Consider the following 24,646-nt stretch of genomic DNA (forward strand, 5'->3'; position numbering starts at 1 on the left):
AATTGAAAAAATGTGAGTAGGATCACAGAAGTACTGGAATGGCCTGAATGGCTAAGAGAGAGGGTGATCAGAGAGGGTAATCTTTAAACGGGTATTTTGGGGCACCTAATCAATGAAGCGTAATACGAACAGGAAGAGGATAGCTTGCGTTCAGCGCTTGCAGCAACGATAATTTATGATAACCAAATTCCTTCATACAATTATAACCACATGCCGGATAGGAGATGACATACATTGAGCACCCACTTGACCGAACTGACACTCGAACAACTGAGCATAGAAGATACAACTGGGCTGTTGCAGCTAACCACCCACGTACAGTGGGATTATAGCGAGCAGGAGGTACACACCTTACTGAAGGTCGGTACCCTCTTCGGTCATCGCGACCCCAGCGGGCAGATTGTGTCCAGTGCGGCCATTCTTCCATATGGAGATCGACTGGCCTCGATCGGACTGGTCATTGTCAATGAACGATACAGAGGGGCCGGTCTTGGGGCCAGTCTGATGCAAGCCTGCATAGAGGCAATCCCTGAGCACGTCCCACTTATGCTAATCGCTACCACGCAAGGTGAACCATTGTATAAAAAGCTGGGCTTTCAGACGGTATCCAGCGTGTACAAGCTGCTGCGAGACAGCACTGTCACTCCACTACCGGAGCGCGAAGCCCCAATGGAATATAGCATCGTCCCGTTCTCTGAGGAGCTGCTTCCTGCACTGACGCGGCTGGACAAGTCCTCCATTGGAGCAGATCGGAGGCAGTTGATGAAAGCGCGCATACAGCAGGCTGACAGGGTCATGGTCGCAACGAAGTCAGATGGAACGCTTGTCGGCTACGGTATGGCTGTACCGGTTAGTGACAAGCTCGTACTAGGTCCTATCGTGGGTACAAATGCGGCAATGGCATTACAGCTCATCAAGGCACTTGCCAAGGACGCATCCAGCACTCTGAGAATAGATATTCCTGAGGGACAGGAGGAGCTGCGCGATCTTCTCCTTCAGCTAGGATTTCAGTCCTCTTCTCATCCGCCGGTAATGCTCAGGAATTCCGAGCAGCTACCACCGAGACAGGACACTTATTTCGCCATCGCTAGTCAGGCGCTTGGTTGAGTATACAGAAGCAAATATAAGCCCCTGATCATCTATATGACGATCAGGGGCTTCATGCAGGTCTCACTCAGCCAGAATGGCTAGTACCTTGACCGAATTTGATTTTAGGTTGAATGACCCGAGGAGCGTAGTCGTTAGCCGACAGCAGCTCTATACTCACTTAGAAGCACAGCTTCCTCAACTGGTTCACACCATCCCATCACAATCAAAATAAATCAGACCTTCACAGTTCCCCTCGTTCGACATAACGTCCTGCATCCGTCTTCGGCTCATGGCCCCAGATCATGGACTGAAGCAGCATACCGCTAACGCCAAGCAGCCCTACGACACTGCCAATCGCCAAGAACGATAGACCCGGCCCTGCCATCTGAATAAGTACACCCCCAGCTAGTGGCGCACCAATCATCACGGCGCCTAGCACGGTGTTCTGGATTCCAAATATTCTGCCTACAAGGTGAGCTGGCGTCTCGGATTGGAGGATGTAATTTTGCGTCACCATATAGAGTCCGTTACCAAGCCCAATCAGGACACCAGCAACCAGCAGGAGCCAGATCGGACTACCAGGTGGCAGTACGCCCAACACAGCAATAGCACCGCCAATGCACAGGTAGCCTCCGCCAAGCCCCCAGCCTGCCCCAATATGATTCATCCGGTTCAATACCATGATTACAGCCACCGCCCCGATGCCGATCGCCGAGATCAGCCAGCCTACCAATGACTCATTCCCTGGATAGATGGTTCTCAGCAATGTAGCGAACTGATAATCAATCATCAGGATAGCCATAATGCCGAACAAGCCGAAGATCAGGGTATGCAGCAGTCGCTTCGTCCTCACAATATATGCCCAGCCTTCACGCCACTGCGCCAGAAAGCCCTCTTCATCCTGTCCAGTCGATTCGTCTGCATCTATGGCAGCTTGAAGAGGGGCGCTCTGTCCTTGCTCCTGAATGCATGTCCCTTCCCCGAAGGGTTGTTCATACCCCTGTCCTCTGTCTTCATCTGACGTCATCATGCCGGACGGCGCAATCACCTGCTTGCTGGACAGTCCGCGCAGCGGCCACAGCAGTGCAGCCGAGCAAAGTCGGGTCACCGCATTCAGCGCAATGCACAGCTGAGGCGACAGCAACACTAGCAGCATCGCTCCGAGCAAGGGACCAGCCACCTTGGACCCCTGTCCAACTAGGCCATTCCACGAGGCTGCCTGCAGCAATTGGTCCGAAGGTACAATGACCCGGGTCAGCCCCTGCTGGGCGGGCAGTTGAAAGACAGACGCGCAGGCGCGAAGGGCGAGCAGGGGTAGCAGCCAGGCTACTCCTGGAGCGAACAGCACTGCGAGCGTCAGGCAAGCAGCAGCTAGATCGCTCAGCATCATAAGCCGCGCCTGTGGCAGCCGATCAGCCAGCGTCCCCGCCAGCGAGCTGAGCAACAAGCCCGGAAGTGCCATCACCACCGGAATGAGGGCAATCATCATGGGGTCCGCTCCCCAGCGGTAGACAACCAGCACCTGAATAGCGATAGCGTCGAACCATTCCCCTAGCGAAGCTAGGGCGTGAGCGGAGAATAGCAAGCGGAAGGAGCGATTACGCAGTAGTCCTGATGTGTCTTTTCGTCGAGCAAAAAATGGCATAGTCTCCACCTCTTCATTGATCTGTAGAGACAGTATAACTGCGTTATGTCAGAGGTTTATCAGAGGGAATAGCTCATCTGGCATTCATGGCAATCAGAAGTAAATCTCCAGTCCTGCCAGAACTGATTTCAGGTAAAAAACTAAAGAGCGCAGTGGTTAACGGATAGCAACTCTATACGTACAGTTGATCTAGTCAAGATACTAGCCCATGCGTAAATGTGTCCTCAACCACTGCTCCAGCCGAGGACGCTGCTCAGTGATGTTATATTTTGCGTCCAGCATCTGATAATGCTCTGCATATACCTTCTCCAAGCGCTCATGAGGAGCATAGCGCCGCAAAAAAGATTGGATTCTGCACACCGCCTTGATCTGTAGCAGGCTCTGCCGAGCCATCTCGAAGATACCCATCCCCTCCTGCAATAGCGCCTCGGCCTCCGCTTCCCGGCCCTCCAACAGACGCCACAGTCCCTGGTTCACACGATACCCAGCCAATTCACGCAGGTAAGGGGCGTCCTGCAGCTGTTGCTCCAGGCGCTCAGCTATAGCAGCAACCCGGACCAGATCACCTTGAGCGAGATACAGGCTCATCTCGACGAGAGCAACAGGCATTCGGAATCCATCCAATTGCTCCGTCTGAACAACCTCATAGGATTCCTTGAGCCGTTCAAGCACCTCTTCAAGTCTTCCATATTCAATATAGAAATCAAGAATATTCAATATTCGTAGCTCACGGTGCTGCTCGGGAAACAGCCTGCGATCAGCAAGTGCTCGCTCTCCCATCGCCAGCCCTTCAGCAGTAGCCGGAGCTGTCGCGGCATAGATGAGCAGCATCCAGTACATCCGCTCCTCTGGAGGTAGCTGGGTCTGCTCCAGAAACCATAGCGCATCCGCGTCCAGAAAATGAATATACATCAAGTAGTAGGGGTCGATCTCCACGCCAAGCACTTGCTGCTGAGCGGCAAGCATCGACAATGAATGCCCCTGCCCGAACAAATGATACTTGCGCAGCATTTGTTGGACAGCGTCCTGCATCTCTTGGTCCTTCCAGGATGGAACAGATATCTGCTCTGGCTGGTCAACCGCGAGGCTGTACCCATAGCCCCGGATCGTATAGATCTGTATGCTGCCGATCCGCTTCAGCTTGCGCCGTAGACGATACACATGATCATCCACCGTTCGTTCCACAGGACTCTCCAGCCCCCATACCAGATCAAGCAGCTGTTCTCGTGACAGAGCCTGCCCGCGGTGCCGATACAGACATTGCAGTAATGCATATTCCTTGGCCAGTAGCTCCACGGTACTCCCCCCGTCACTGACTCGCCGTTGTGTATGATCGAAGCTGAGTACTGCCATCACTTCAAGCCTCCAGTTCTATCCATTGCTGTTCCAATCGAGCGGCAAATGACTTGCAGCTGTGTATCAACGAATATATCGGTTCTTGCCAGCTCCTATCCCCACCATGAGTAAGCAGAGACTCAGGACTATCAACAGAATTAGCGGCACCGACCAGTTCTCGGTCATATCGTGCAAATATCCGAACAGGACAGGACCAGCAGCTGCGAGCATGTAGCCTACAGACTGAGCCATGCCCGAGATCTCTGCTGCCTCTTGGGCTGTGCGCGTGCGTAGCGTGAAGAACATCAGGACAAGCCCGAATGCCGAACCGCCTGCAATCCCTATGCTAATGACCGAGAACAAAATCCATTCGTCTCCCCCAAGCCATAGACCACTAAGTCCACTTATGTACAAGAGACTCATTATACATACGAGCGGTAACTGATTTTTCATCCTTCCAGCCCATATCGGCACCAGGAATGTCAATGGCAGCTGGGAGAGCTGCATTAATGACATCATCCACCCTGCGGCAGAAGAGGAAATCCCTCTCACGGCCATCATTTCCGGGAACCAGGCAACAAAGACATAATACAAAATCGACTGCAGCCCCATAAAAATCGTAATCTGCCAGGCTAAAGGACTCGTCCACATGCCTGCACTGCGAGTAGTGGAGATCTGTACTACAGGGGACTTGGTGCTCTGCAGCTGTGGAACCCATAGCAAGAGAGCTGCCCCCGCTGTACAGAGCCAGATAGCCAGTGAGCCACTCCAGCCCTGAGCAAGCAGCATCGCGAGCGGGACACTGATTCCCGAAGCAATGGAAGCCGAGATGTTCATGGACACACTGTATACTCCGGTCATCAGACCAGTGTTCCCGGGAAAGCGCTTCTTGATTAAGCTTGGCAGCAGCACGTTACATATTGCGATTGCCGCACCTATAAGAATTGTGCCTGCGAACAACGGAATCACGCCGCCCAACCATCGGACTCCAATTCCGATGGTCAGCAGCAGCAAGGCCGCACCAAGCACATTGGATAAGCCATAACGCTTTGCGAATCGGGGTGCAACCGGAGATAACACGGCGAAGGCGAGCAGCGGCAAAGTTGTCAGCATGCCACTCATGGCACTGGACAAGCCAAGCGACTCCCTAATCAGCCCGATGAGTGGCCCCACTGAGATGAATGGAGCTCGCAAATTCATAGCAATAAGAATAATTCCGACTATCAGAAGCCCGGCTCCGGCTTGCTGCCGGGAGGTCCGGGCTGTTCGTTCTTCCACTCCAGCTTTCATCTGTCTATCATCCTTTGAATTCTTTTGTACTTATTTGAATAGAGCAAGCTTCTATCCCAGTATAGCATGGACAAGCAAGAGGAGCCGTGTACTTCCGAAGACAGTTTCATCGTAACCATGCATGTATCCTTATCGGAAAGGCTGCAGACATCTCTGACGTCATAAAGTTTTTGTAGCAATTGCTTAGCTAGATGTAGACTTACAATGTTTGTCCACTGTCAACCGTGATCATTTGACCCGTCATGGCCTCCTGCTCCAAAGCTGCGCAGATCATAGCAGCGATATCCTCAGGCTCGGAAATGCGCTGCAAAAGCAGGCGGGGAGCAAGGCGGCGCATCTGCTCTTCCTTCCCCGCCCACCATCTCGTAGCCACGGCTCCCGGCACGATACAGTTCACGCGAATATCAGGTGCCAGCGCCTTAGCCAACGATTTTGTCAGCCCATGAACCGCCGCCTTGGATACAGCATAGGGAAGCGAGGAGCCTAGCCCGGTCTGCCCGGCAATGCTGCCCAGATTGATGATTGCCCCCTGCTTACTGCGTTTCATATGAGTGGCAACTGCACGCGCACAGAAAAACATCCCTTTTACATTCACGGCAAATAGACTGTCCCACACCTCCTCTGTAGCTGACTCCAAATCCTCCATCGGGATATGACTGGTAATGCTAGCGTTATTAACGAGCAAATCAATGGAGCCGAATTGCTGAACGACATTCTCGACCATTACTCTGACTTCCTCATCTTTGGTAACGTCAGCCTGTATGGCCATCGCCTTCCCTCCAGCATGAAGAATGCTCCGTACCGTCTCCATGGCCTCAACTTCGGAGCGCGAATAATTGACGACCACGGCTGACCCGCGGCTGGCTAATTCAAGACTGGTCGCCCGTCCAATCCCGGTCCCGCCGCCCGTAACCAGAGCCACCTTGTTTTGCAAATCCATTCAAAATCCCCTCCCCTAATGTCGGTGAGCTTTATTGTACAGACAACAAAGTTATTTGTATAATTGAATTAATCGAACATAAAATTCATTTTTTGTGAATCATATAAAATCATATAAAGACATACACAACGGGGAGGACACTGGTGGATTTCAAACAATTAATAACCTTTCACAGGATTGTACAGGCTGGAAGCTTCAACCGCGCTGCCCAAGAAATGAATTATGTCCAATCCACGGTTACCATGCAGATACAGAAGCTCGAAGCGGAATTGGGCATTCGGCTTATAGAACGTGGGAAAGGAATTCGTCTGACAGAGGCAGGTAGGCTATTCTACAGTCAGAGCCGAGACATTGTAAAGAATATGGAACAGCTCCAATCCAACCTCTCCGATCTAAAGAATGGAGAATCTGGACACATCCGCCTTGGCGTCACGGAGCCCACAGCCAGCTACCGTTTACCAGGTATTCTGAAGGATTTCATGGTCAGCTTTCCCAAAGTGAAAATTTCTGTCGAGGTCTCGAGTACCCCTCACCTCAGCGAGCAGGTACTTCGAGGTGAACTCGATTTTGCCCTTTGTACAGCACCTAGCTTGGGATCGGAGTTGTACTTTGAGCCACTCTTCAACGAAGAATTCGTGGTGCTTGTTCCAGAAGATCATCCGCTGGTCCACAAAACGATAATAGACCTGAAAGATTTGCAAGGGCATCGTTTGCTCATTACTGCAGCAACCTGTCCATACCGCAGAAAGCTGGAAATGGCGTTGCACGAGGAGAATATTACGCTTGACACTATGGAGATCGGGAGCATGACGGCATTGAAATTTTACGTCGAGAGCGGACTGGGAATCGCACTGGTTCCGGGAATCACAGTAGCTTCCATCAGTAAAGGTACAATCGCCAGGGCCATTAGCGGACATCTTGTCGAAATGGCATTCGGAATTCTATGCACAGAATCGACTTATCCCTTCCAACTGGCGAGCCAAAAGCTCTATCAGCACTTAAAACATGCGCTCACAGCAGCTTCCAGCAATTAAGCAATGTTCATGTCCTAGCGACGTGTCTTCTCACCTAGCCCACTCTCTATTGAAGAGGGCCATACAAAAAGGCAAGGTCTGCAGCTATTGCAGCTACAGACCTCGCTCTTTTTGCATCCAAACCTTGCCTTATATGTTACGATCGCGGACTGGCCTTCGGTAAGAAACTACCCAAGGAACACCCCTCTTCACGGACCCCATCCATGAAAGCTAGACTGCACATAGAAAGCTAACGTACACTCACTCTAAAGCTTCAATAGATACTACTATAATGTCTACTTTTAATACTAAAATATAAGCCGTGATTAACGAACGAGCCAGCCGCCATCAATGGCCAGAATGTGACCGTTCATGTAGTCAGAACCACGACTTGCCAGGAATACTACGACGCCCATGAGGTCGGATGGAGCTCCCCAGCGACCCGCAGGAATACGAGACAGGATCTCTTGGTTACGCACTTCGTCTGCACGGATCGGAGCCGTGTTGGCTGTCTCGATATAACCTGGAGCAATCGCGTTGATCTGTACGTTGTGTACAGCCAGCTCATTAGCGAAGGCTTTGGTAATACCCGCAACCGCATGTTTACTTGCTGTGTAAGGAGGAACGAATTTACCACCTTGGAAGGCCAGCATGGAAGCGATGTTGATGATCTTCCCGCTCTTCTGCTCAACCATGACTCTAGCTACCGCTTGGCTCAGGAAGTATACGGAGTTCAGGTTGATCTCCATAACTGCATCCCAATCCTCTGGCTTATACTCAAGCAACGGAGCACGACGAATTGTACCCGCGTTGTTCACCAGCACATCAATGCGACCGTAGGCATCCAAACATGCCTGTACTACACCGTCCAGAGCGGACTTGTCTGTCAGGTCAGCTTGATGGAACGCTACCTTGGAGCCTGCTTTCTCGATTAATTCGCGCGTCTCATCCCAGTTCTGATCATACGTAACGATGAAGAGCTCGGCGCCTGCTTTTGCCAATGCTACAGCATATCCTTGACCAAGGCCGCTGTTACCGCCAGTCACGATTGCCACTTTGCCTTTCAGACTAAAAAAGTCTAACGAAAATTGTTCCAGACTCATTGTGGATTCCCCCAATAATTAATGTACGAACCGGATCACCAGCGCTCCCGGCTGCCCGCCCGCTATACAAAATCAAAGCAATATTGCCTGATTACCAGCACATAAAAGCTATTTCTTGCTAATGACCTGCTGCGCCTTGGCTACATATTGTGCAGCCGTCTCGGTGATCAGATCGTAGCGTCCATCCTTGGCCGGAGCCGTCAGATTGCCGCCGATGCCGACAGCGATACAGCCGTTGTTCAGCCACTCTTGAATGTTGTCCAGGTCTACGCCGCCTGTTGGCATGATTTGCACGTGAGGCATTGGACCTTTGACCGCTTTTACAAAATCAGGACCCAGTGCGCTACCCGGGAACAGCTTGAGCACGTCCACGCCCAGCTTCAGGGCTTCCTTCATTTCATTCAGCGTCATGCAACCAGGCATGTAAGGCACGCTGTACAGGTTACACATCTTGGCAGTCTCCTCGTCAAAGGAAGGACTCACCACGAACTCTGCACCAGCAATAATGGAAATCCGAGCCGTGAGCGGGTCCAGTACCGTTCCTGCACCGATCACAGCTTTATCCTTGAATATGGATTTGAGCTTACGAATGACCTGATCTGCCTCTGGCGTCGTGAACGTCAGCTCGATATTGGTCAGACCACCCTCGATGCAAGCTTCAGACATCTTGAAGGCAGAATCCGGATCATTGGCACGAATAACAGCCACGACACCCAGGGATTGAAGATTGTTCAGCACTCTCATTTTGTTCATTGTTGCATCCTTCCCGGATTAACGCAGCTCATCCATGGCTACAGCGTCCATATCCTTGTAAGTGTAGTTTTCTCCGGCCATAGCCCAGATGAAGGTATAGTTACCTGTCGCCGATCCACAGTGGATAGACCAAGGCGGGGAAATGACAGCTTCCTCATTCTTCATGACAATGTGGCGCGTCTGAGTCGGCTCGCCCATCATATGGAACATACGAACTTGCTCAGCCATCTCGAAGTAGAAGTATACTTCTGTGCGGCGGTCATGCACGTGTGTAGGCATGGAGTTCCACACGCTGCCTGCATTCAGGGCAGTCATCCCCATACACAGCTGACAGCTTTGGATGCCGTCCTCGTGAATGTATTTGCGCAGCACACGGCTATTGGCAGTCTCTTGAGAGCCGAGGTCATCAGCAGGCACTTCGGAGAAGGCAAGCTTCTGAATCGGATATGTCTTATGAGCATTAGCAGATACGAAATAGAATTTCGCAGGGTTGGAGGAGGATTCGCTCTCGAAGATCAGCTCCTTGCTGCCCAGGCCCACATACAGGCAATCCTTCAGCACCATCGGGTAAGTCTCGCCATCTACGCGAATCGAACCAGGTCCGCCAACATTGAAAATACCAATCTCCCGGCGCTCCAGGAAGTAATCAGCTTTAATCTCGTCATAGCCCTTCAGCTCGACTGGTCCGTTCACAGGCAGAATACCGCCAGTAATCAGACGATCCTCCAGTGAGTAGCAAGCTCTCACTTCATCAGCTACGAATAGATCTTGAATCAAATAGTGCTCACGAAGCTCCTCCGTGGTAAAGGTCTTGGCATGCTCGGGATGAGTGGAATAACGTTTGTCCATGTCTCAAAGCCTCCGTTAGATAAAATTTTATTCTTTATTTACTAATTTAATTATGTCTACACCGCAAATACTAATTAGAATTAGAACTAATGTCAATGCAATTCTACACAATTTACGCAATTTTGGCGAAATGGTAACGTTTTATTTACAATATAAAGAAAATAGAGCGTTGTGCTATATTTATTTCAGGCAATCTCGAATCGTTTATTGTTAAAAACCGATTTATGTGTTATTTTCATGAGGAATAAGGTACACCCTACTACGTTTAATAAACTGGAACTAAATCAAGGAGGAACATAAGGATGAATAATACCTTGGATGCCATTACGTTCGGAGAGCCCATGGCCATGTTTTATGCCAATGAGGTGGGTCCTTTACATGAAATTAATTCTTTCTCCAAGGCGATGGCCGGGGCTGAGACGAATGTAGCATCAGGCCTGTCCCGCCTTGGCAAGAAGGTCGGCCTGGTTACACAGCTGGGTCAGGACAGCTTCGGTAAATTTATTGAAAATACACTGCTGCATGAGGGCATCGATACTTCGAATGTTCATTTTACAGACCAACATCCAACAGGCATGCTGGTGAAATCCAAGGTGGAGACTGGGGACCCAACGGTAGAATATTTCCGCAAAAATTCAGCCGCCTCCAAGCTGAGTCTGGCTCACTTTAACGATGATTATTTCAATTCGGCTCGTCATTTGCACATGACCGGTATCTCACCAGCACTCTCCGCGAGCTGTCATGAATTCGCCCTGCACGCGATGAAGTTCATGCGCAAGCAAGGGAAGACGATCTCCTTTGACCCGAATCTGCGTCCGAAGCTGTGGCCGGATACCGAGACGATGGCCAAGACGATTAACGAGCTGGCTGCTCATTGCGACTGGTTCCTGCCAGGTATCGGCGAAGGGAAGATCCTGACAGGGTACTCCGATCCTGAAGCTGTAGCTGCTTTCTATCTGGATCGTGGTGTATCGCTCGTCGTCATCAAGATGGGAGCTGAGGGAGCCTATTTCAGAACTGCAGAGACCTCTGGCTTCGTGAAGGGCTTCAAGGTAGACAAGGTAGCCGATACTGTGGGAGCAGGTGACGGATTCGCGACTGGTGTCATCAGCGCATTGCTGGAGGATCTGGCATTGGAAGATGCGGTACGCCGTGGTAATGCCATTGGTGCACTGGCGGTCATGTCTCCGGGGGATATGGATGGACTGCCGACACGCGAGGGTCTGGAAGCGTTCTATAATTCGCAGGGACATACTTTTGTCGGTAATAAGTAATTTTTGTCCTTCATAAGTAAACTTTACTACTCATTTGCTACTCATAAGTAAACAAGGTACAATATCTTGGCACTATACCTTGGCACTATATCTTGGTACTGTACCTTTACTAGACGTATGGACCATATAGGCAGCATTCCTGACTGAAATAGTTAAGGACCACCGCCTCTCCAATTTCCTTGGAGGGCGGTGGTCCTTCTTTGTTGCAAGAGAGGAAGTATGACGATTATTGAACAGAGTATAGATATGCAATATACTTCACTTATTCTGCAAGACTTGCCAAAAGCGAACAAGCATTCACGCACCTAATATCCGAACAATTACGACTGCTCCTCAATAATAACGGTTCCCCATGACTCCAGTGTAAGCTGCTGCCCCTGTGTAATCTGCTCGTCACTCAAAAGAGAATGTCCAGCACCATACGTATAGTTCAGAGATAGCGGCTCATCCGAATAGTTGAAATAGAAATGCACCTGCTGGCCTTGCTCATTCACGCTATGCTTCACAACAACCGGGAATGACAGCTCCTGATCCGCGCCCCATAGACCGATGTCCCTTACAATGTGCTCCAGCACCGCACGGATGACCTCCGGTGTCGTGAAGCACCCGATGTAGGCCGCACTGCCTTTGCCAAAGCGATTCCTTGTAATGGCTGCATACTCACCCCAATGCGGATGATCGTAAGAGGCCAGTACCTCTGCACCCTCTGGTACCAGCAGCTCCATCCATTCCTTCACCTCTGTATCCAGCCCTGCAAGCTCCAGTACGCCACTCTTCAGGCGAGTGCCCCGTGGCTCGACGAACAGCTGATAGGTCGCTCCACACGCCTCGCTGATAATCCCGGGCTGCATGACTGTACGCACCTTGACGTTCTCGTCGGTGAAGCCGGATTTGAAGGCATAAACGACATGTCCCCCCTGCTCCACGTAGCGGTTCAAGCGCTGCAAATATGAATCAGACACGGTGTACAGCGGTGGCACGACGATGAGGTCATAGTCCTCCAGCTGTCCATTTTCCGGGTTCAGAATGTCGACACCGATATTCATGCGATAGAGCTGGTCATAGAGCAAACGGAATACATCGTTGTAATTGTAAGGCGTCTGCCCGCTGAACGGTCTTCCTGCGAATGGGAACCATTCAAGTGCGGTGTAGCTCTCGTTACTGATGACCATACCTACCTTATTCTGCTTCCGCAAGCCAGTCAGTCGGCCAGAGATCTGAGCGAATTCGCGCCCGATGATCTTCGCTTCGTTATATACCGGATTCGGCCGCAGGTCATGACTGAGCAAGCCCTTCCAATATGTCTCCGCCGAATTGTGAATCGAGTGCCAGTGCCAATATTCGACCATGACCGCCCCGGAGGCGAGATGGCTATATGCCTGCTGACGAAGCTGGCCAGGATATGGAACCCACTGCTTGAATGCCTGCGCCTCGGTCTCCAGCACGAAGTATGGCTGGTGCTTGGTCGAGCGTATAATGTCTCCGCCGAAGGATATTTCCAGCCCAGTCAGTTCTCCCTGACTCGGATGATAGATATCTACCCCTGTCACATCAAGAGCCTTGGAGGCCTCGAAATGGTTCACGTCTGGCTGTATACCATAGGAATAGCCCCGCCATTCAAAATCAAAGTTATGGGTGACAAATTGATCCTCTCGCGCATATTCCCGTACCAGCTCCACCTGCCAAGCGAGGAAGTCCGTTACAAGTTGCCGCTGAAAACGGGAAAATTCCGCGCCCAGACTTCCATTGATGGTGCCGACGACAGACGGGAAGTCCTCCCAGCTGTTAATGCGATTGCTCCAGTAGTCCAGTCCGTATTCATGGTTCAGCTGATCCAGGTCGCCACCGAACTTGTCCTTCATATACTTGACGAACATGAACTGAACGTTGGGACCGACCGTTCCATAATGCTTCGTCTCATTATCTACCTGGAAGCCGATGACGGCCGGATGCTCCGCAACACGGGCTATCAGCTTGCGGATGATACGCTCTGCATAGCGCAGGTAGACTGGACTCGTAATGTCCATAATCTGTCTGGCACCATAGCGTCCCGGTCCATTCTTCGTAACGGCCAGCACCTCGGGATAGGCCTTGACGAGCCAGGTAGGTACGGCATAGGTCGGCGTGCCGATAATGACATCAATACCAGCGCGGTGCATGGCTTCCAGTACGCGATCCACGGAGCTGAAGTCGAATACACCATCCTGCGGCTCATGCGTGCTCCATGTACTCTCGGCGATCCGCACCAGATTGATCCCCGCTTCTTTCATCAGCGCAATGTCCTCTTCCAATCGGTCATACGGCATATATTCATCGTAGTAGGCAACACCATAATATAATTTTTCGGGCTTGTAGCTCACTTGCGACTCCTCCTCGAATGGATTCATGTAAGCGCTTCGTCAATCATGCTTATTATTCATTATGTAGATAATCGTGTAGAATGAATATAGTCAATCCTGGGGGACAATTTACCCAAATCAAAGGTGATATAGATGAATGAGCATCATTCCATAGATAACCCGCTCTTAACGAATGCCCGGCGGCTTCCAGTACTGGATTGGAATATCAGCTTCTTCGGGGCCCATACCCAGAAGGTGGATAAAGGCTGGCATGTACCGTCTGACCTGCATCTGGCCTTCGAGATGATCTGGGTGCTGGAGGGCAGCCAATCCACACAGCTTGAGCAGGACAGCTATGAAGTCAAGCAAGGCGATATCCTGATCATTCCGCCCGGCTTCCAGCACGAGATTCACTGTACCGATCCGCAGGGCATGACGTATTTTTGTGCTCACTTTGACATTGATGACCCTGTATTCATGACTACCATGATTCAGAAATGCGAGATCCTGTACCGCCACAACCACGAGTACAACGTTGAATTACAGCAGATTCTGAAGCGCTGGGTTGCTCTCACCGACCGGGAAGCCCCTTATTCCTTCCGAACGAAAATGGAGGTCCAGATCATCCTCTCGGAGCTGCTGATCGCCCTGGATCGAATGCTGGAGAGCAGTCCTTCTCCCCTTCAACCCGCAGGCATCAACAACACCAAGTACGCCAAGGAAATCGCCGAGATGATCAAGACGTCGTTCAAGCAGCAGGTGCTCCACCCTGAATCGGCAGAGACGGACGAGGGACTGTATATTGAGCGCATTATTCAATCCATCGGACTCAGTGCAGGCTACGGATATGAGGTGTTCAAAAAGGTATACGGCTTGTCGCCTCGTCAATATTTATCCCAATTGAAGCTGAAGGAAGCGCGCTTGCTGGTCAAGAAGCCTGGTCTCTCGATCCAGTCCATCAGTAAGCGGCTTGGCTACAAGAACGCCTCTCATTTCAGCAGGCAGTTCAAGCGTTGGACAGGGCTGTCCCCTCTGGAATATCGGGAAAGATACGACTGAGGTCACAGCTTAAGCAGCGCAGTCTACGGAACGAATAGGAATAATCACAAAAAAGTTGAAATCGCTTGTCCATATGACGTAAAAAGGAGAGATTCACTGTGTTGATCAGACTCAACTGGATCACGCTGCGCGTACGCAATCTGGAGGCATCCATCCACTTCTATCACGGAAAGCTCGGGCTCCAGATACAGCGCAGATTTGAAAGCCGTGGACGGCAAATTGCCATGCTGGGCATGGAAAATGAAACAGCACTTGAACTGATTGAGGGCAGCGAAGTCGTTCTCAAACCCGAAGCTGGCGTGTCCATCGGTTATGAGGTGAGGTCACTAGAGGAAACTATAGAACGCCTGATAGCATTGGGTATTCCCATTGTACGCGGCCCCATCCAGCCGAATCCCCATTTGCGTTTTATATACATCGCTGACCCGGACGGATTCGAGGTACAACTGGCCGAGCATATGTAATCATCACTACAGCTCAAGCAATGCAATCAACGGAACGAATAGAAATAATCGCTGAAAAGGAGCTCTTCGGCCGCAAACAAGCTGCATCGCCAGAGAGCTCCTCGTATCTAATTCTTACCACATGAACAGGACTTCATGCTCCATTAGATAACTCAATAATCAGTAGCAACCAATAACACTCTATCCCAATGCCTTTCCAGAGACCCTCTATCCTGTCACTTCGCTCTGATCAGTTCTCGGGCTTGCTGACGGATTCGCCCTGAATCAGCTGCGGCACGAAGCGATAAATGATCGGCACCGCGTCGCCCTCCTCCTCAATAGCGGACAGCAGCGTCTTGGCTGCCTGCTTGCCCATCTCAGCAATCGGCTGCCGAATCGTCGTAATCGAAGGATTGTATATATGTGCGAACTGAGCGTCATCTATGCCGATAATCGAGATGTCACGCGGGATGCGCATCCCTTTTGCATTCATATATTGGAGAATCTCCGCCAGCACAATATCGTTCCCGGCTAGTAATGCGGTAGGCCGCTCATCGAGCGCGAACAGCTCATCCAGTGTGGAGAAGATCTCGTCTCGCGATACACTGCGAATATAGTCCTCACGGATCGGCAGTCCGTACTCCTCCATGACCTTCTTATACCCGCTAACCCGTTCAACCCGGGGCGTAATCCGGTTCACGCCCAGTGGAGGCGTCAGAAGAGCTATACGCTGATGTCCATGCTGTACCAGCTCCTGAATGCCGATCTTGACAGCCATGTCATTATCGAGAAGCAGACTTTGCGTCGTGACTCCCTCCACCAGACGATCCAGGAAGACCAGTGGGAACTTCTCATCCACCAAGCGGTTGTAGGCCTCTGCATTTTTGCCTGTCGGGAAAATAATCAGTCCATCCACCTGCCTGGCGATCAGCATCTCAATGTGCTTGTTCTCCTTGTCAGGATTCTCATCAGCGTTGCAAATAATAACCTGAATGCCATATTGCTGCAGCTCATTCTCGATAGCCCGGATGCCCTGGATGGACAACGTGTAGTCCAGATTCGCCACGATGATACCGATCATGAAGGAGCGGTTGTTCTTCAGACTTCGCGCAGCCCCGTTCGGCTGGTAATTCAGCTCCTTGATCACCTGTGCGATTCGTTCCTTGGTGCTATCGCTCATATATTTATAACGCTTGTTCAGATACTGCGATACGGTACTCTTCGATACACCGGCCTTCTGGGCCACATCCTCAATCGTTAACCTTTTCATGCCTAATCTCCTTACACGCCGCGGAATATGGTAAGTCGGACAAGTCCGACCTGCGGGTCATTATTAGCCTGTCTCCCATCCCCGCAACAGTTGTATTAGAAGTATACTTTTTTTTTAGTAAATTTTCTATAACGTTTTATAAAACTATTATTAAGCTTGTCCCGAGCATGGTAAAGAGAAACCATGTTCATTTTTAATTTTAGATGATAGGATGTACATATTGAAAAGATAGAGATTTCAGAAAACGGGAGAGAAACCATGCAAAAAGTAGAAACATCACAGCAAGGCTTGAGCAACAGCAGGCGCTTTCCGTTAGCTTTATTCTGCCTCACGGCCGGGGCATTTGCCATCGGGATGACGGAATTCGTCATCATGGGGCTGTTGCCCAATGTGGCCAGAGACCTGGACGTTACGATCGCACAGGCGGGACAGCTGATCACTGGTTACGCACTTGGCGTAGCCTTGGGGGCGCCCATCCTGACCATTGCCACTAGTAAAATCGCTCAGAAGCAGCTGCTGTGCCTGTTGATGGTCATCTTCATCATCGGGAATCTGGTTGGAGCGTTGGCCCCTAGTTATGGATTGCTGATGGGCTCTCGTCTCGTTACCGCGCTGGCCCACGGCACCTTCCTGGGCACAGGGTCCTTGATTGCGGCCAGACTGGTTCGTCCAGATAGACGGGCTGCCGCGGTCTCGATGGTACTCGCAGGATTGACCATTGCCAATATTATCGGCGTGCCATTCGGTACCTTGATCGGGCAGCAGCTCGGTTGGCGGGCTTCCTTTGGGGCTATCACAATTATGGGCATCATATCTCTGATCGGGATTATTACGATGATTCCCAAGATTGAACAGACGGAGCAACCAAGCCTAGCTAAGGAGGTCAGCAGCCTCTTTCAGCCTCAGGTGCTGCTGATTCTGGCTACGGGAGCATTCGGATGCTGCAGCATGTTTGCAGTGTTTACGTACATTACCCCCATGCTGACAGATGTCGCCGGCTTTCAGGAGAGTAGCGTAACCTGGATTCTGGTCATGTATGGAATTGGTGTGACGCTGGGGAATCTCATTGGCGGGCGCCTTGCGGACTGGAAGCTGATGCCTTCAGTGATTACCATCTTCATCATTTTGTCCGCGCTGCTACTGATCCTGTCGGGCGTGCTGCATATTCCGGTTCTGGCACTGATCTTTATTTTTCTATGGGGAATGGCGGCCTTCGGCATTATGCCAGGTATTCAGCTGCGCATTATGAATCTGGCACATGAGGCACCACGCCTTGCGGCTACATCCAGCCATTCCGCACTCAATCTGGGGAACGCTGCTGGTGCCTTCATTGGCGGTGTAGTGCTCACACAGGCTGGACTGGTCTATGTACCCCTTGTCGGAGGATTGATTGCCGCGATCGGTACGGTTGGAGCTATCTTGAGTTACTATATGGTAGAGAAGCGGAAGGCTGTATGACCGCCGTTCTCTCAGGAGCTTTGACAGAATTAATACAGCAAATTGCATAGGACCCACACACGTAAACAGCGACTCTCCGATTAAAGGAGAATCGCTGTTTTGTTGTTATCTTTATCTTTTATTGTCTGTACGGAAACGACTGATTTCTGCCAACAATTGATCAGCATGCTGCAGCAGTTCACTGGCTGCCTCTGAAATGTTGCTAATTGTTCGGGACTGCTCCTGCGTAGAGGAAGCTGCTTCTTCGGTAGAAGCTGCACTTTCTTCCGCTACAGCCGCCAGCCCTGTCATGACCTCGGAGACCTGGTTAGCTCCCGCTTGCAATTCCTCCATAGCGGAGCTTATGGCGTTGATCGCATTAATGATGACGTCAACCGAGTGACGAATGTGGGCGAAAGACCCTGACGTCTCTTGAATCGACTCCAATTGGGAGGCACTGTTCTGACGGAACCTCTCCAGCTCTGCGGAGCTCTGATTTCCTGCCTGATCAAGCTCGCCCAGCAACTGATTGATTCCACCGATGGATTGTGCCGATTGCTCAGCAAGCTTGCGCACTTCCCCCGCAACCACGGCAAAGCCCTTGCCATGCTCCCCGGCCCGCGCTGCTTCAATCGATGCATTCAAGGCTAACAAATTCGTCTGCGCCGCGATGTTCTTGATGCTTTCTGTGATCGTTGAGATTTCAACAATTTTATTCAATAACAGCTCATTGGCAGCCTCGACCCTGCTCGTCGACTCCCGACTTGAATCCGACAACGCAATCAGCCGCTCGAATGACTCATTCCCGCTGTCCATAGCTTGCGTGACGTCACCGACTACGGAACGCGTATGATCCGTCTGACTGTAGATCTGGTTAATCGTTTCATTAATCTCGCCTATTCTCTCGGCACCCAGTTGAATCGAGCCAGCCTGCTCTGCCGCTCCCTTAGCAATCTCCTCGATAACAGTCGATACCTGCATAGCGATCTCATTACTTCCTGTTGCATCCTGCGACATTAATTGAGATGACGTCTGCACTTGTCGTGCAGAATGGTCCACCTGCTTGATCAAGCCATTCAGGGAAGCTGACATCTCGTTGAAGGAGGCGCCTAGCTGCGCAATCTCATCCTTGCCCTTTATGGAGACTCGTACAGTAACATCACCAGCAGCCAGCTTCGCAGCACTATCCCTCATTTCAATAAGAGGCTTGATCGCCCGATAGGACAAGAAGTACACAATGGCTATCATCAGTAGCGAGAACAGAACCACGAAGATTATGATGAAGTTTCTGACGTTGGTATACTCTGCAAAAGCCGCAGCCTTCGAGATCGAAGTAGCTATAATCCAGTTCGTCTGTGGGACCTTCTCGAAATAGATTAGCTGACGATCGTTATTATAGGTATACTCCGACATACCACTTGGGTCACGCAGCATCGCTTGTACAGTATCCTTATAGTCTTCATGCTCGACTAGAGGAGTATTGAGCAAGGTTTCGTCAGGATGGGAGAGAACCACACCAGCGGTATCCAGCAAGAAGCTGAAGCTATGCTCCGTGTTCAACGCATTCACTTCATCCTTAATGGAGGTCAAGGAAATATTCTCCGAGATGGCTCCCTGGAATTGGCCGTTCTCGTCATGCAATGGAACCCCGATGAATATGGATTGCACACCTGCCTGAGTCACATAGGCATCACTGATCGTAAGCTGATCAGAAGCCTTGATGGCCTTGTACCATGGACGCTCCCGAGCATCGAATGAGGCATCAGGAATGAAGCCAGCACCATCCATATAGGTTCCATCCTCTAGCCCGAAATAGATCGTTGCAATATCCTCTTTGTTCGTAGGCAATTGATAGGCCTGCAGGTGCTCTAATGTAATATCATGAAGCGGAGTTGTATTCTGAATTGTCGTACCCAGGGTCTCGACGACCTTCGCCTGCGCAAGTGCCCAGCCATTAATATTGGCTGATGCCTTCTGTACAGTACCTTGCAATTCAAAATGTACGGCCCTCGTCGCTTCCTTCTCAATATTGATCAAAGAGACCACCGATAGTGGAATCGACAGCAGGATACACATGGAAAGGACCATCAGAAGGATTTTTGTCTTGAGTGTGGACATATGAATTCCCCTTATTCTGTTGTGATGTTGTTATGTTCTATTATGCCTATGCTTTTTATATCGGTACTAGCGTGCTGGAGGAATAGCGTAATAAGCGGTTCGGAATAGACTTTTTTTATGCATATTTTTACCAGTTCACTAACAACGAGGCAGGCTCATGAGGCTAACACGAAGACAAACTTCAATATTGAAAATAGTGAATATTTCATGAATAATGTTATATTTCAGTAAACTTTCAGCTGAACATATGAAAATCCCCCTCCACCTTTCCGATAAATGTGAAGTGGTACATACCTTCTTATATAAAACGACAACGATATTATTGAAAGAAACGAGGGCACACGTACATGAAAAACACACACGGTAAAATGCTGCTGCTGATCTTCAAGCTTGCTCTAGTCATGCTGCTCCTGTCGGCATGCACAGCACCTGGTGGTGAAGCAGGCAAGGACGGCAAGGATGGGCGAATTACCGTCGGTATCGTCCTTACTGATGTAGGACTGGGGGATCGTTCCTTCAACGATGCTGCATTTGAAGGTCTGGCGCAGGAACGCAATGAGAACAGTATTATTTTTGATTATAGAGAGCCTGGGAAGGGAATGACGACAGAAGAGGCCTTCGAGCATTTTGCCCAAGACAAGGTAGATCTCATTATCGGGCTCAGTGATACCGTTAAGGTGGATCTGGAGAAGGTTGCAGAGCGATATCCCGAGCAGACCTTTTTAATTGTAGATAGTCAATCCGAGCTTCCTAATGTGCACTCCATTTTGTTCAAAGCCGAAGACGGTAGCTTCCTGGCTGGTATCATTGCAGGCTTCGCTACCAAGGCAGACAAGGTCGGCTTCCTGGGTGGCATGGACATCCCGGTTCTGCGTGATTTCCAGCAGGGCTTCGAGCAAGGGGTACAGGCTGTGAATCCTGATGCCAATGTCGAGGCTGTCTATGCAAATGATTTCGGTAACTCAGAGCTCGGAGCAGAGCTCGCTTCACAGATGATTAACGAGCAAGGCACAGATGTCATCTATGTAGCTGCGGGACTTACAGGCGTCGGAGCCCTTTCGGAAATTCAGGATTTGCGCAAGCACGCTATAGGAGTGGACACGGATCAATTTTTCCTCGCGGAAAAAGCAATCCTGACGTCGATGCTCAAAAATGTCGATGTCGCCATGCGAAATGCTGTTGATACCTTCAAGAGCAATAACAATAGCTTCCCTGACAAGGTGATGGTCTATGGAATGGCTGAGAATGGCGTAGGGCTCACGGAGCTTCACAACATTGAGCTGACGGATGCACAGCAGCAGCAGTTCGAGGACCTGAAGGCCAAGCTCGCTTCTGGTGAAGTGAAGGTGAACCTACAGAAGTAATGCAGCATTGTCTACGGAAGACCAATCACAATCAGAGATAGGAGCACATCCATGAAGCTACAAGGCAAACTAATCAGCTACGCCTTAATTACGCTGCTAGCCTCCCTGATGCTGGTGGCATACATCATATTTCAATTGCTCGGAATGAACGCCGGGAACCAGAATCTCGTGCCTGCCATGCTGAAGGTATCCGAGCTGAATGCCAACCAGATGCAGGTCCAGCAGGCCCTAGACGTCTATTCCACCTCGATGTCGGCAGCGAATCAGAACGCTGTAGCACAGCTACTGGAGGAAGGTCAGCAGATCTCCGACCAGCTCGCGACGAGCCTCATACATGATGAACGTCAGATGAGCCTGATTAGCTCCATTCAGGAGAAAATGACAGAGCTGTCTGCGGGGGCTACCCAAGCGATGGCGGAGATGAACAGCTCGGAGGCCAAGCGTTACAGCTCCCGGGTCAAAGGCATTCAGAACGATATCTACATGCTGAATGAGCTGACTCGTGAACAATACGATACCTTCACCGCTACATTGGAGAACGACATCCAGAACACCTGGAAGCTCGCGCTTGCAGGCGCACTCGTCCTTCTCATTGCAAGCACATTGTTCAACATCTATACTTCGCGCAAGCTGGCTGGACGTATTCAGACACTAAAGGATGCCGCCAGCCGGATTGCTCAAGGCGACCTCAAGGTTCAGCTCCCACCTGCACAGGGTAAGGATGAATTGGCTGAGCTGAACGTCTCCTTCCGTCAGATGATCGACAGCATACGCCAGATGATCCAATCCATCAGTGCAGCCGGGTATCGTGTGGATTCAATGGCACAGGATATCGACCGCGGCAATGAGACCATGCAGGCCATCGTGCAGCAGGTGACACGCACGACGGAAGAGCTGTCTCAAGGCAGCCAGAAGATTGCGGAGGATTTGAGCGAGACGGTATCGGTCGTGGATCGGATGCAGCAGACCTTCCAGAGCAATCTGCAGGCTACCACCGAATCCGTGCATTATGGCAATGAGGTACTAGGTACCGTAACCGCAGGCCGCACGGTCATGCAGGAGCAGCAGCGGCTGAGTGAGGTCAATCGCAGGGCAATGGCTGAAATGGAGCAGACCTTCCAGGAGCTGGAGGGCAGTACGGTTCGGATCAAGGAAATGACAGCCTTCGTATCCGACATAGCTGCCCAGACGACACTCCTATCACTCAATGCTTCGATTGAAGCCGCACGTGCCGGTGAGGCTGGACGTGGATTCACCGTCGTCGCCAGTGAGGTGAAGAAGCTTGCTGAGCAATCGGAGCAATCCGTACAGCATATCTACACAGCTATTACGGAGATCACAGCCGCCATGGACAAGGTGAAGCAGTCGGTAACGAATAGCATCACTCTATCCTCGGAGCAGGAAGCGGCTACTGAGCAGACAGGACAGACCTTCTCCTCGATCGGCGACAGCGTCGAGCGAATCAGTCTGCAAATCCGGAACGTAGCGGAGGAGATGCAGCAATCGCATGAGCTCAGCATTCTGGTTCAGACGGCTATTGAGAACATCAGTGCCATTACGGAGCAGTCTGCCGCCAGCAGTGAAGAGATTACGGCATCTGCAGCCGAGCAGCAGCGGTCCTTCGAGGAAGCCTCCGGCAAGGTCAAGGAGCTCCGGGATATCAGTGCCGAGATGCACCGTCAATTGGAGCGTTTCCAGCTGTAGCCAGGTAGCTCTGCTTATATAGACAACCAGATAGACAGCTAAGACAAGCAGCACAAATAGCGGAGGCTCGTATCCCCCTATCGCTGGTATTAATTTCTCATAGCCCCTTGGCCTTCAAGCATTTGGAGATCAAGGGGCTTTTTTGCGTGCAAGTGTTGCAGCTTGTGATATTCCATACCCATCTCCATCTCCGCAACAAGGATTGTAATCACATGATACAAGCACTCAGATTCCATTATCGCTTGACCGGGGTCCTCTCCTCAGTGTCCTTCAAGGACTACAATGAAGTTGTTCTTACATTTCACTCAGGAGGTCATCACTATATGAAACCAGGATTTGAGATCAGCAAGGATATCTATTGGGTCGGGAAAATTGATGATCGTGAGGTGCCTTTCCATCGACTGCTGCTGACGAAGGGCACAACCTATAATTCTTATTTGTTGAAGACAGGCAAGCCTACCGTAATCGACACGGTGGACATGGAATTCGGCAGAGAATTCGCTGAGCATATTACAGGACTTATCGATCCCCTCGATATCCAATACATTGTCATCAATCATACGGAGCCGGATCACTCGGGTGGTCTAGCTGCACTGGCTGCTCGGGCAGTCAATGCCACGATCGTCTGCACCGAGGTCGCCGTACCCGAGATTCAACAAATGTACAAGCTGCAGCACCGTTCCTATCTGGTTGTCAAGGATGGAGACACGCTCGACATTGGCGGGAAGACACTCCTGTTCAAGGAGACACCTTACCTCCATACCGAGGAAACGATGATTACCTACTGCCTGGAGGACAAGATCCTGTTCCCCTGCGATATTTTCAGTACACACGTAGCCGTAAACAGCCTGTTCGCCGACGAAGCCGGATTTGATGTCACAGAAGACTTCATTGGTTACTACAAGGCCATCATTCACCCACACAGAAGATATGTTCGGACACTGATTGAAGCGGTCAAGGATCTGGACATCCAGATGATTGCCCCGTCACACGGGTATATCCTGCGCCACAATATTAATAACTTCATCTCCTTGTATGCAGACATGAGCACAGAGACGACGGAGGACAAGAAGGTCGCTATCGTATATACGACGCTCAAGAACAACACCAAGAAGATTGCCAATATGCTAAAGGACACCTTCGAGCACAATCAGATCAGCGTCGAGCTGTGGGACATCGACAAGGCGAATGAGCAGGATGTACTGAATAGTATCGCAGCCGTTGACGCCGTATGGATCGGCAGCTCCACCAAGTATGCAGACATGACCGGCAAGCTGGAGAGTCTCCTGAAGCAGCTCGCGGATATGAATCTGGAGGGCAAGCTTGCGGCAGCCTTTGGCTCTTACGGATGGAGCGGTGAGGCGATTGAAGTCGTGCAGGATTACTTGAATGCCACCAATATGGACGTACAGAGCACCTCCAATGTCATCAAGACAACGGGTATGACTCATGTAGAGTTCCCGGTTCGCATACGGTTTGCCCCCAATGATGAGGTGAAAGTACAAAAAATCAAGCATGCAGCCAACTTCGTGTCGGATCTGCTGCTGAGCGCCATCTGAGGTCATACGTCAATCACAGGCAATACAGAAATGCAGAAATACAAAAATACAAGCAAGATACA

Annotated in this window: 19 protein-coding genes; 9 read left to right on the forward strand and 10 right to left on the reverse strand. The window is 50.7% G+C overall.

The features are described 5' to 3' along the window. Positions 1-234: 234 nt before the first annotated feature. Positions 235-1,107, forward strand: coding sequence for a GNAT family N-acetyltransferase (locus tag MKX74_RS26210; protein ID WP_341180266.1), 873 nt, complete (start codon positions 235-237; stop codon positions 1,105-1,107). Positions 1,108-1,330: 223 nt separating this feature from the next. Here MKX74_RS26210 and MKX74_RS26215 read toward each other — a convergent pair whose 3' ends face one another. The 4 genes from MKX74_RS26215 to MKX74_RS26230 all read right to left on the reverse strand — a co-directional run bounded on the left by MKX74_RS26215 (position 1,331) and on the right by MKX74_RS26230 (position 6,299). Beyond that, entirely contained in the window at positions 1,331-2,734 is a 1,404-nt protein-coding gene (locus MKX74_RS26215) for an MFS transporter (protein WP_341180267.1), read from the reverse strand. 201 nt (positions 2,735-2,935) lie between these two features. Beyond that, positions 2,936-4,087, reverse strand: coding sequence for a winged helix-turn-helix domain-containing protein (locus MKX74_RS26220; RefSeq protein WP_341180268.1), 1,152 nt, complete (start codon positions 4,085-4,087; stop codon positions 2,936-2,938). A gap of 66 nt (positions 4,088-4,153) precedes the next feature. Beyond that, positions 4,154-5,359 (reverse strand): CynX/NimT family MFS transporter, encoded by a 1,206-nt coding sequence (locus tag MKX74_RS26225; RefSeq protein WP_025679961.1) that lies wholly within the window; start codon positions 5,357-5,359, stop codon positions 4,154-4,156. Positions 5,360-5,558: 199 nt separating this feature from the next. After that, a complete protein-coding gene (locus MKX74_RS26230) occupies positions 5,559-6,299 on the reverse strand; it encodes an SDR family NAD(P)-dependent oxidoreductase (protein WP_025679962.1) in 741 nt (246 codons plus the stop codon). Positions 6,300-6,442: 143 nt separating this feature from the next. Between MKX74_RS26230 and MKX74_RS26235 the strand changes: the two genes are divergently transcribed. Next, positions 6,443-7,333 carry a LysR family transcriptional regulator gene (locus MKX74_RS26235; RefSeq protein ID WP_025679963.1) on the forward strand — a complete coding sequence of 297 codons (891 nt, stop codon included), beginning with the start codon at positions 6,443-6,445 and terminating at the stop codon, positions 7,331-7,333. Positions 7,334-7,638: 305 nt separating this feature from the next. Here MKX74_RS26235 and kduD read toward each other — a convergent pair whose 3' ends face one another. The 3 genes from kduD to kduI form a co-directional block, all read right to left on the reverse strand. After that, complete coding sequence (kduD, locus tag MKX74_RS26240) at positions 7,639-8,415, reverse strand: 2-dehydro-3-deoxy-D-gluconate 5-dehydrogenase KduD (protein WP_341180269.1); 777 nt, start codon at positions 8,413-8,415, stop codon at positions 7,639-7,641. A gap of 108 nt (positions 8,416-8,523) precedes the next feature. Then, positions 8,524-9,168, reverse strand: a complete 645-nt coding sequence (locus MKX74_RS26245) for a bifunctional 2-keto-4-hydroxyglutarate aldolase/2-keto-3-deoxy-6-phosphogluconate aldolase (protein ID WP_018883989.1) — start codon at positions 9,166-9,168, stop codon at positions 8,524-8,526. An 18-nt stretch (positions 9,169-9,186) separates the two neighbouring features. Continuing rightward, positions 9,187-10,017 (reverse strand): 5-dehydro-4-deoxy-D-glucuronate isomerase, encoded by an 831-nt coding sequence (kduI, locus tag MKX74_RS26250; RefSeq protein WP_018883988.1) that lies wholly within the window; start codon positions 10,015-10,017, stop codon positions 9,187-9,189. Positions 10,018-10,319: 302 nt separating this feature from the next. Here kduI and MKX74_RS26255 point away from each other — a divergent pair, with 302 nt between their 5' ends. Beyond that, a complete protein-coding gene (locus MKX74_RS26255) occupies positions 10,320-11,291 on the forward strand; it encodes a sugar kinase (RefSeq protein ID WP_341180270.1) in 972 nt (323 codons plus the stop codon). 320 nt (positions 11,292-11,611) lie between these two features. Here MKX74_RS26255 and MKX74_RS26260 read toward each other — a convergent pair whose 3' ends face one another. Continuing rightward, complete coding sequence (locus MKX74_RS26260) at positions 11,612-13,678, reverse strand: beta-galactosidase (RefSeq protein ID WP_341180271.1); 2,067 nt, start codon at positions 13,676-13,678, stop codon at positions 11,612-11,614. Positions 13,679-13,783: 105 nt separating this feature from the next. Here MKX74_RS26260 and MKX74_RS26265 point away from each other — a divergent pair, with 105 nt between their 5' ends. Both MKX74_RS26265 and MKX74_RS26270 read left to right on the forward strand, forming a co-directional pair. Further along, on the forward strand, positions 13,784-14,689 hold the full coding sequence (locus tag MKX74_RS26265; RefSeq protein ID WP_341180272.1) for a helix-turn-helix domain-containing protein: 906 nt from the start codon (positions 13,784-13,786) through the stop codon (positions 14,687-14,689). A 98-nt stretch (positions 14,690-14,787) separates the two neighbouring features. Continuing rightward, a complete protein-coding gene (locus MKX74_RS26270) occupies positions 14,788-15,153 on the forward strand; it encodes a VOC family protein (RefSeq protein ID WP_341180273.1) in 366 nt (121 codons plus the stop codon). Between the two features lie 229 nt (positions 15,154-15,382). Here MKX74_RS26270 and MKX74_RS26275 read toward each other — a convergent pair whose 3' ends face one another. Then, positions 15,383-16,402 carry a LacI family DNA-binding transcriptional regulator gene (locus tag MKX74_RS26275; protein WP_018883980.1) on the reverse strand — a complete coding sequence of 340 codons (1,020 nt, stop codon included), beginning with the start codon at positions 16,400-16,402 and terminating at the stop codon, positions 15,383-15,385. 258 nt (positions 16,403-16,660) lie between these two features. On the opposite strand from MKX74_RS26275, the gene MKX74_RS26280 reads away from it, so the two are divergent. Then, positions 16,661-17,860: an MFS transporter gene (locus tag MKX74_RS26280; protein ID WP_341180274.1), complete on the forward strand. Its 1,200-nt coding sequence runs from the start codon at positions 16,661-16,663 to the stop codon at positions 17,858-17,860. Positions 17,861-17,971: 111 nt separating this feature from the next. Here MKX74_RS26280 and MKX74_RS26285 read toward each other — a convergent pair whose 3' ends face one another. Beyond that, positions 17,972-19,957 carry a methyl-accepting chemotaxis protein gene (locus MKX74_RS26285; protein WP_341180275.1) on the reverse strand — a complete coding sequence of 662 codons (1,986 nt, stop codon included), beginning with the start codon at positions 19,955-19,957 and terminating at the stop codon, positions 17,972-17,974. Positions 19,958-20,304: 347 nt separating this feature from the next. On the opposite strand from MKX74_RS26285, the gene MKX74_RS26290 reads away from it, so the two are divergent. The 3 genes from MKX74_RS26290 to MKX74_RS26300 all read left to right on the forward strand — a co-directional run bounded on the left by MKX74_RS26290 (position 20,305) and on the right by MKX74_RS26300 (position 24,584). Further along, the gene (locus MKX74_RS26290; RefSeq protein WP_341180276.1) at positions 20,305-21,321 is read left to right on the forward strand and encodes a BMP family lipoprotein; all 1,017 of its coding nucleotides are present in this window, start codon (positions 20,305-20,307) and stop codon (positions 21,319-21,321) included. Positions 21,322-21,372: 51 nt separating this feature from the next. After that, positions 21,373-23,025 carry a methyl-accepting chemotaxis protein gene (locus MKX74_RS26295; protein WP_341180277.1) on the forward strand — a complete coding sequence of 551 codons (1,653 nt, stop codon included), beginning with the start codon at positions 21,373-21,375 and terminating at the stop codon, positions 23,023-23,025. 323 nt (positions 23,026-23,348) lie between these two features. Continuing rightward, the gene (locus tag MKX74_RS26300; RefSeq protein WP_341180278.1) at positions 23,349-24,584 is read left to right on the forward strand and encodes an FprA family A-type flavoprotein; all 1,236 of its coding nucleotides are present in this window, start codon (positions 23,349-23,351) and stop codon (positions 24,582-24,584) included. Positions 24,585-24,646: the final 62 nt, after the last annotated feature.

It is taken from the genome of Paenibacillus sp. FSL K6-1230 (assembly GCF_038002385.1).
Taxonomy (GTDB): domain Bacteria; phylum Bacillota; class Bacilli; order Paenibacillales; family Paenibacillaceae; genus Paenibacillus; species Paenibacillus massiliensis.

Bases quoted from the DNA above. Each gene is read 5' to 3' on its own strand.
- kduI (WP_018883988.1), bottom strand. From the start codon at position 10,017: ATGGACAAACGTTATTCCACTCATCCCGAGCATGCCAAGACCTTTACC.
- MKX74_RS26260 (WP_341180271.1), bottom strand. From the start codon at position 13,678: ATGAATCCATTCGAGGAGGAGTCGCAAGTGAGCTACAAGCCCGAAAAA.
- MKX74_RS26225 (WP_025679961.1), bottom strand. From the start codon at position 5,359: ATGAAAGCTGGAGTGGAAGAACGAACAGCCCGGACCTCCCGGCAGCAA.
- MKX74_RS26220 (WP_341180268.1), bottom strand. From the start codon at position 4,087: ATGGCAGTACTCAGCTTCGATCATACACAACGGCGAGTCAGTGACGGG.
- MKX74_RS26255 (WP_341180270.1), top strand. From the start codon at position 10,320: ATGAATAATACCTTGGATGCCATTACGTTCGGAGAGCCCATGGCCATG.
- MKX74_RS26300 (WP_341180278.1), top strand. From the start codon at position 23,349: ATGAAACCAGGATTTGAGATCAGCAAGGATATCTATTGGGTCGGGAAA.
- MKX74_RS26245 (WP_018883989.1), bottom strand. From the start codon at position 9,168: ATGAACAAAATGAGAGTGCTGAACAATCTTCAATCCCTGGGTGTCGTG.
- MKX74_RS26215 (WP_341180267.1), bottom strand. From the start codon at position 2,734: ATGCCATTTTTTGCTCGACGAAAAGACACATCAGGACTACTGCGTAAT.
- MKX74_RS26295 (WP_341180277.1), top strand. From the start codon at position 21,373: ATGAAGCTACAAGGCAAACTAATCAGCTACGCCTTAATTACGCTGCTA.
- MKX74_RS26265 (WP_341180272.1), top strand. From the start codon at position 13,784: ATGAATGAGCATCATTCCATAGATAACCCGCTCTTAACGAATGCCCGG.
- MKX74_RS26275 (WP_018883980.1), bottom strand. From the start codon at position 16,402: ATGAAAAGGTTAACGATTGAGGATGTGGCCCAGAAGGCCGGTGTATCG.
- MKX74_RS26230 (WP_025679962.1), bottom strand. From the start codon at position 6,299: ATGGATTTGCAAAACAAGGTGGCTCTGGTTACGGGCGGCGGGACCGGG.
- kduD (WP_341180269.1), bottom strand. From the start codon at position 8,415: ATGAGTCTGGAACAATTTTCGTTAGACTTTTTTAGTCTGAAAGGCAAA.
- MKX74_RS26290 (WP_341180276.1), top strand. From the start codon at position 20,305: ATGAAAAACACACACGGTAAAATGCTGCTGCTGATCTTCAAGCTTGCT.
- MKX74_RS26280 (WP_341180274.1), top strand. From the start codon at position 16,661: ATGCAAAAAGTAGAAACATCACAGCAAGGCTTGAGCAACAGCAGGCGC.
- MKX74_RS26285 (WP_341180275.1), bottom strand. From the start codon at position 19,957: ATGTCCACACTCAAGACAAAAATCCTTCTGATGGTCCTTTCCATGTGT.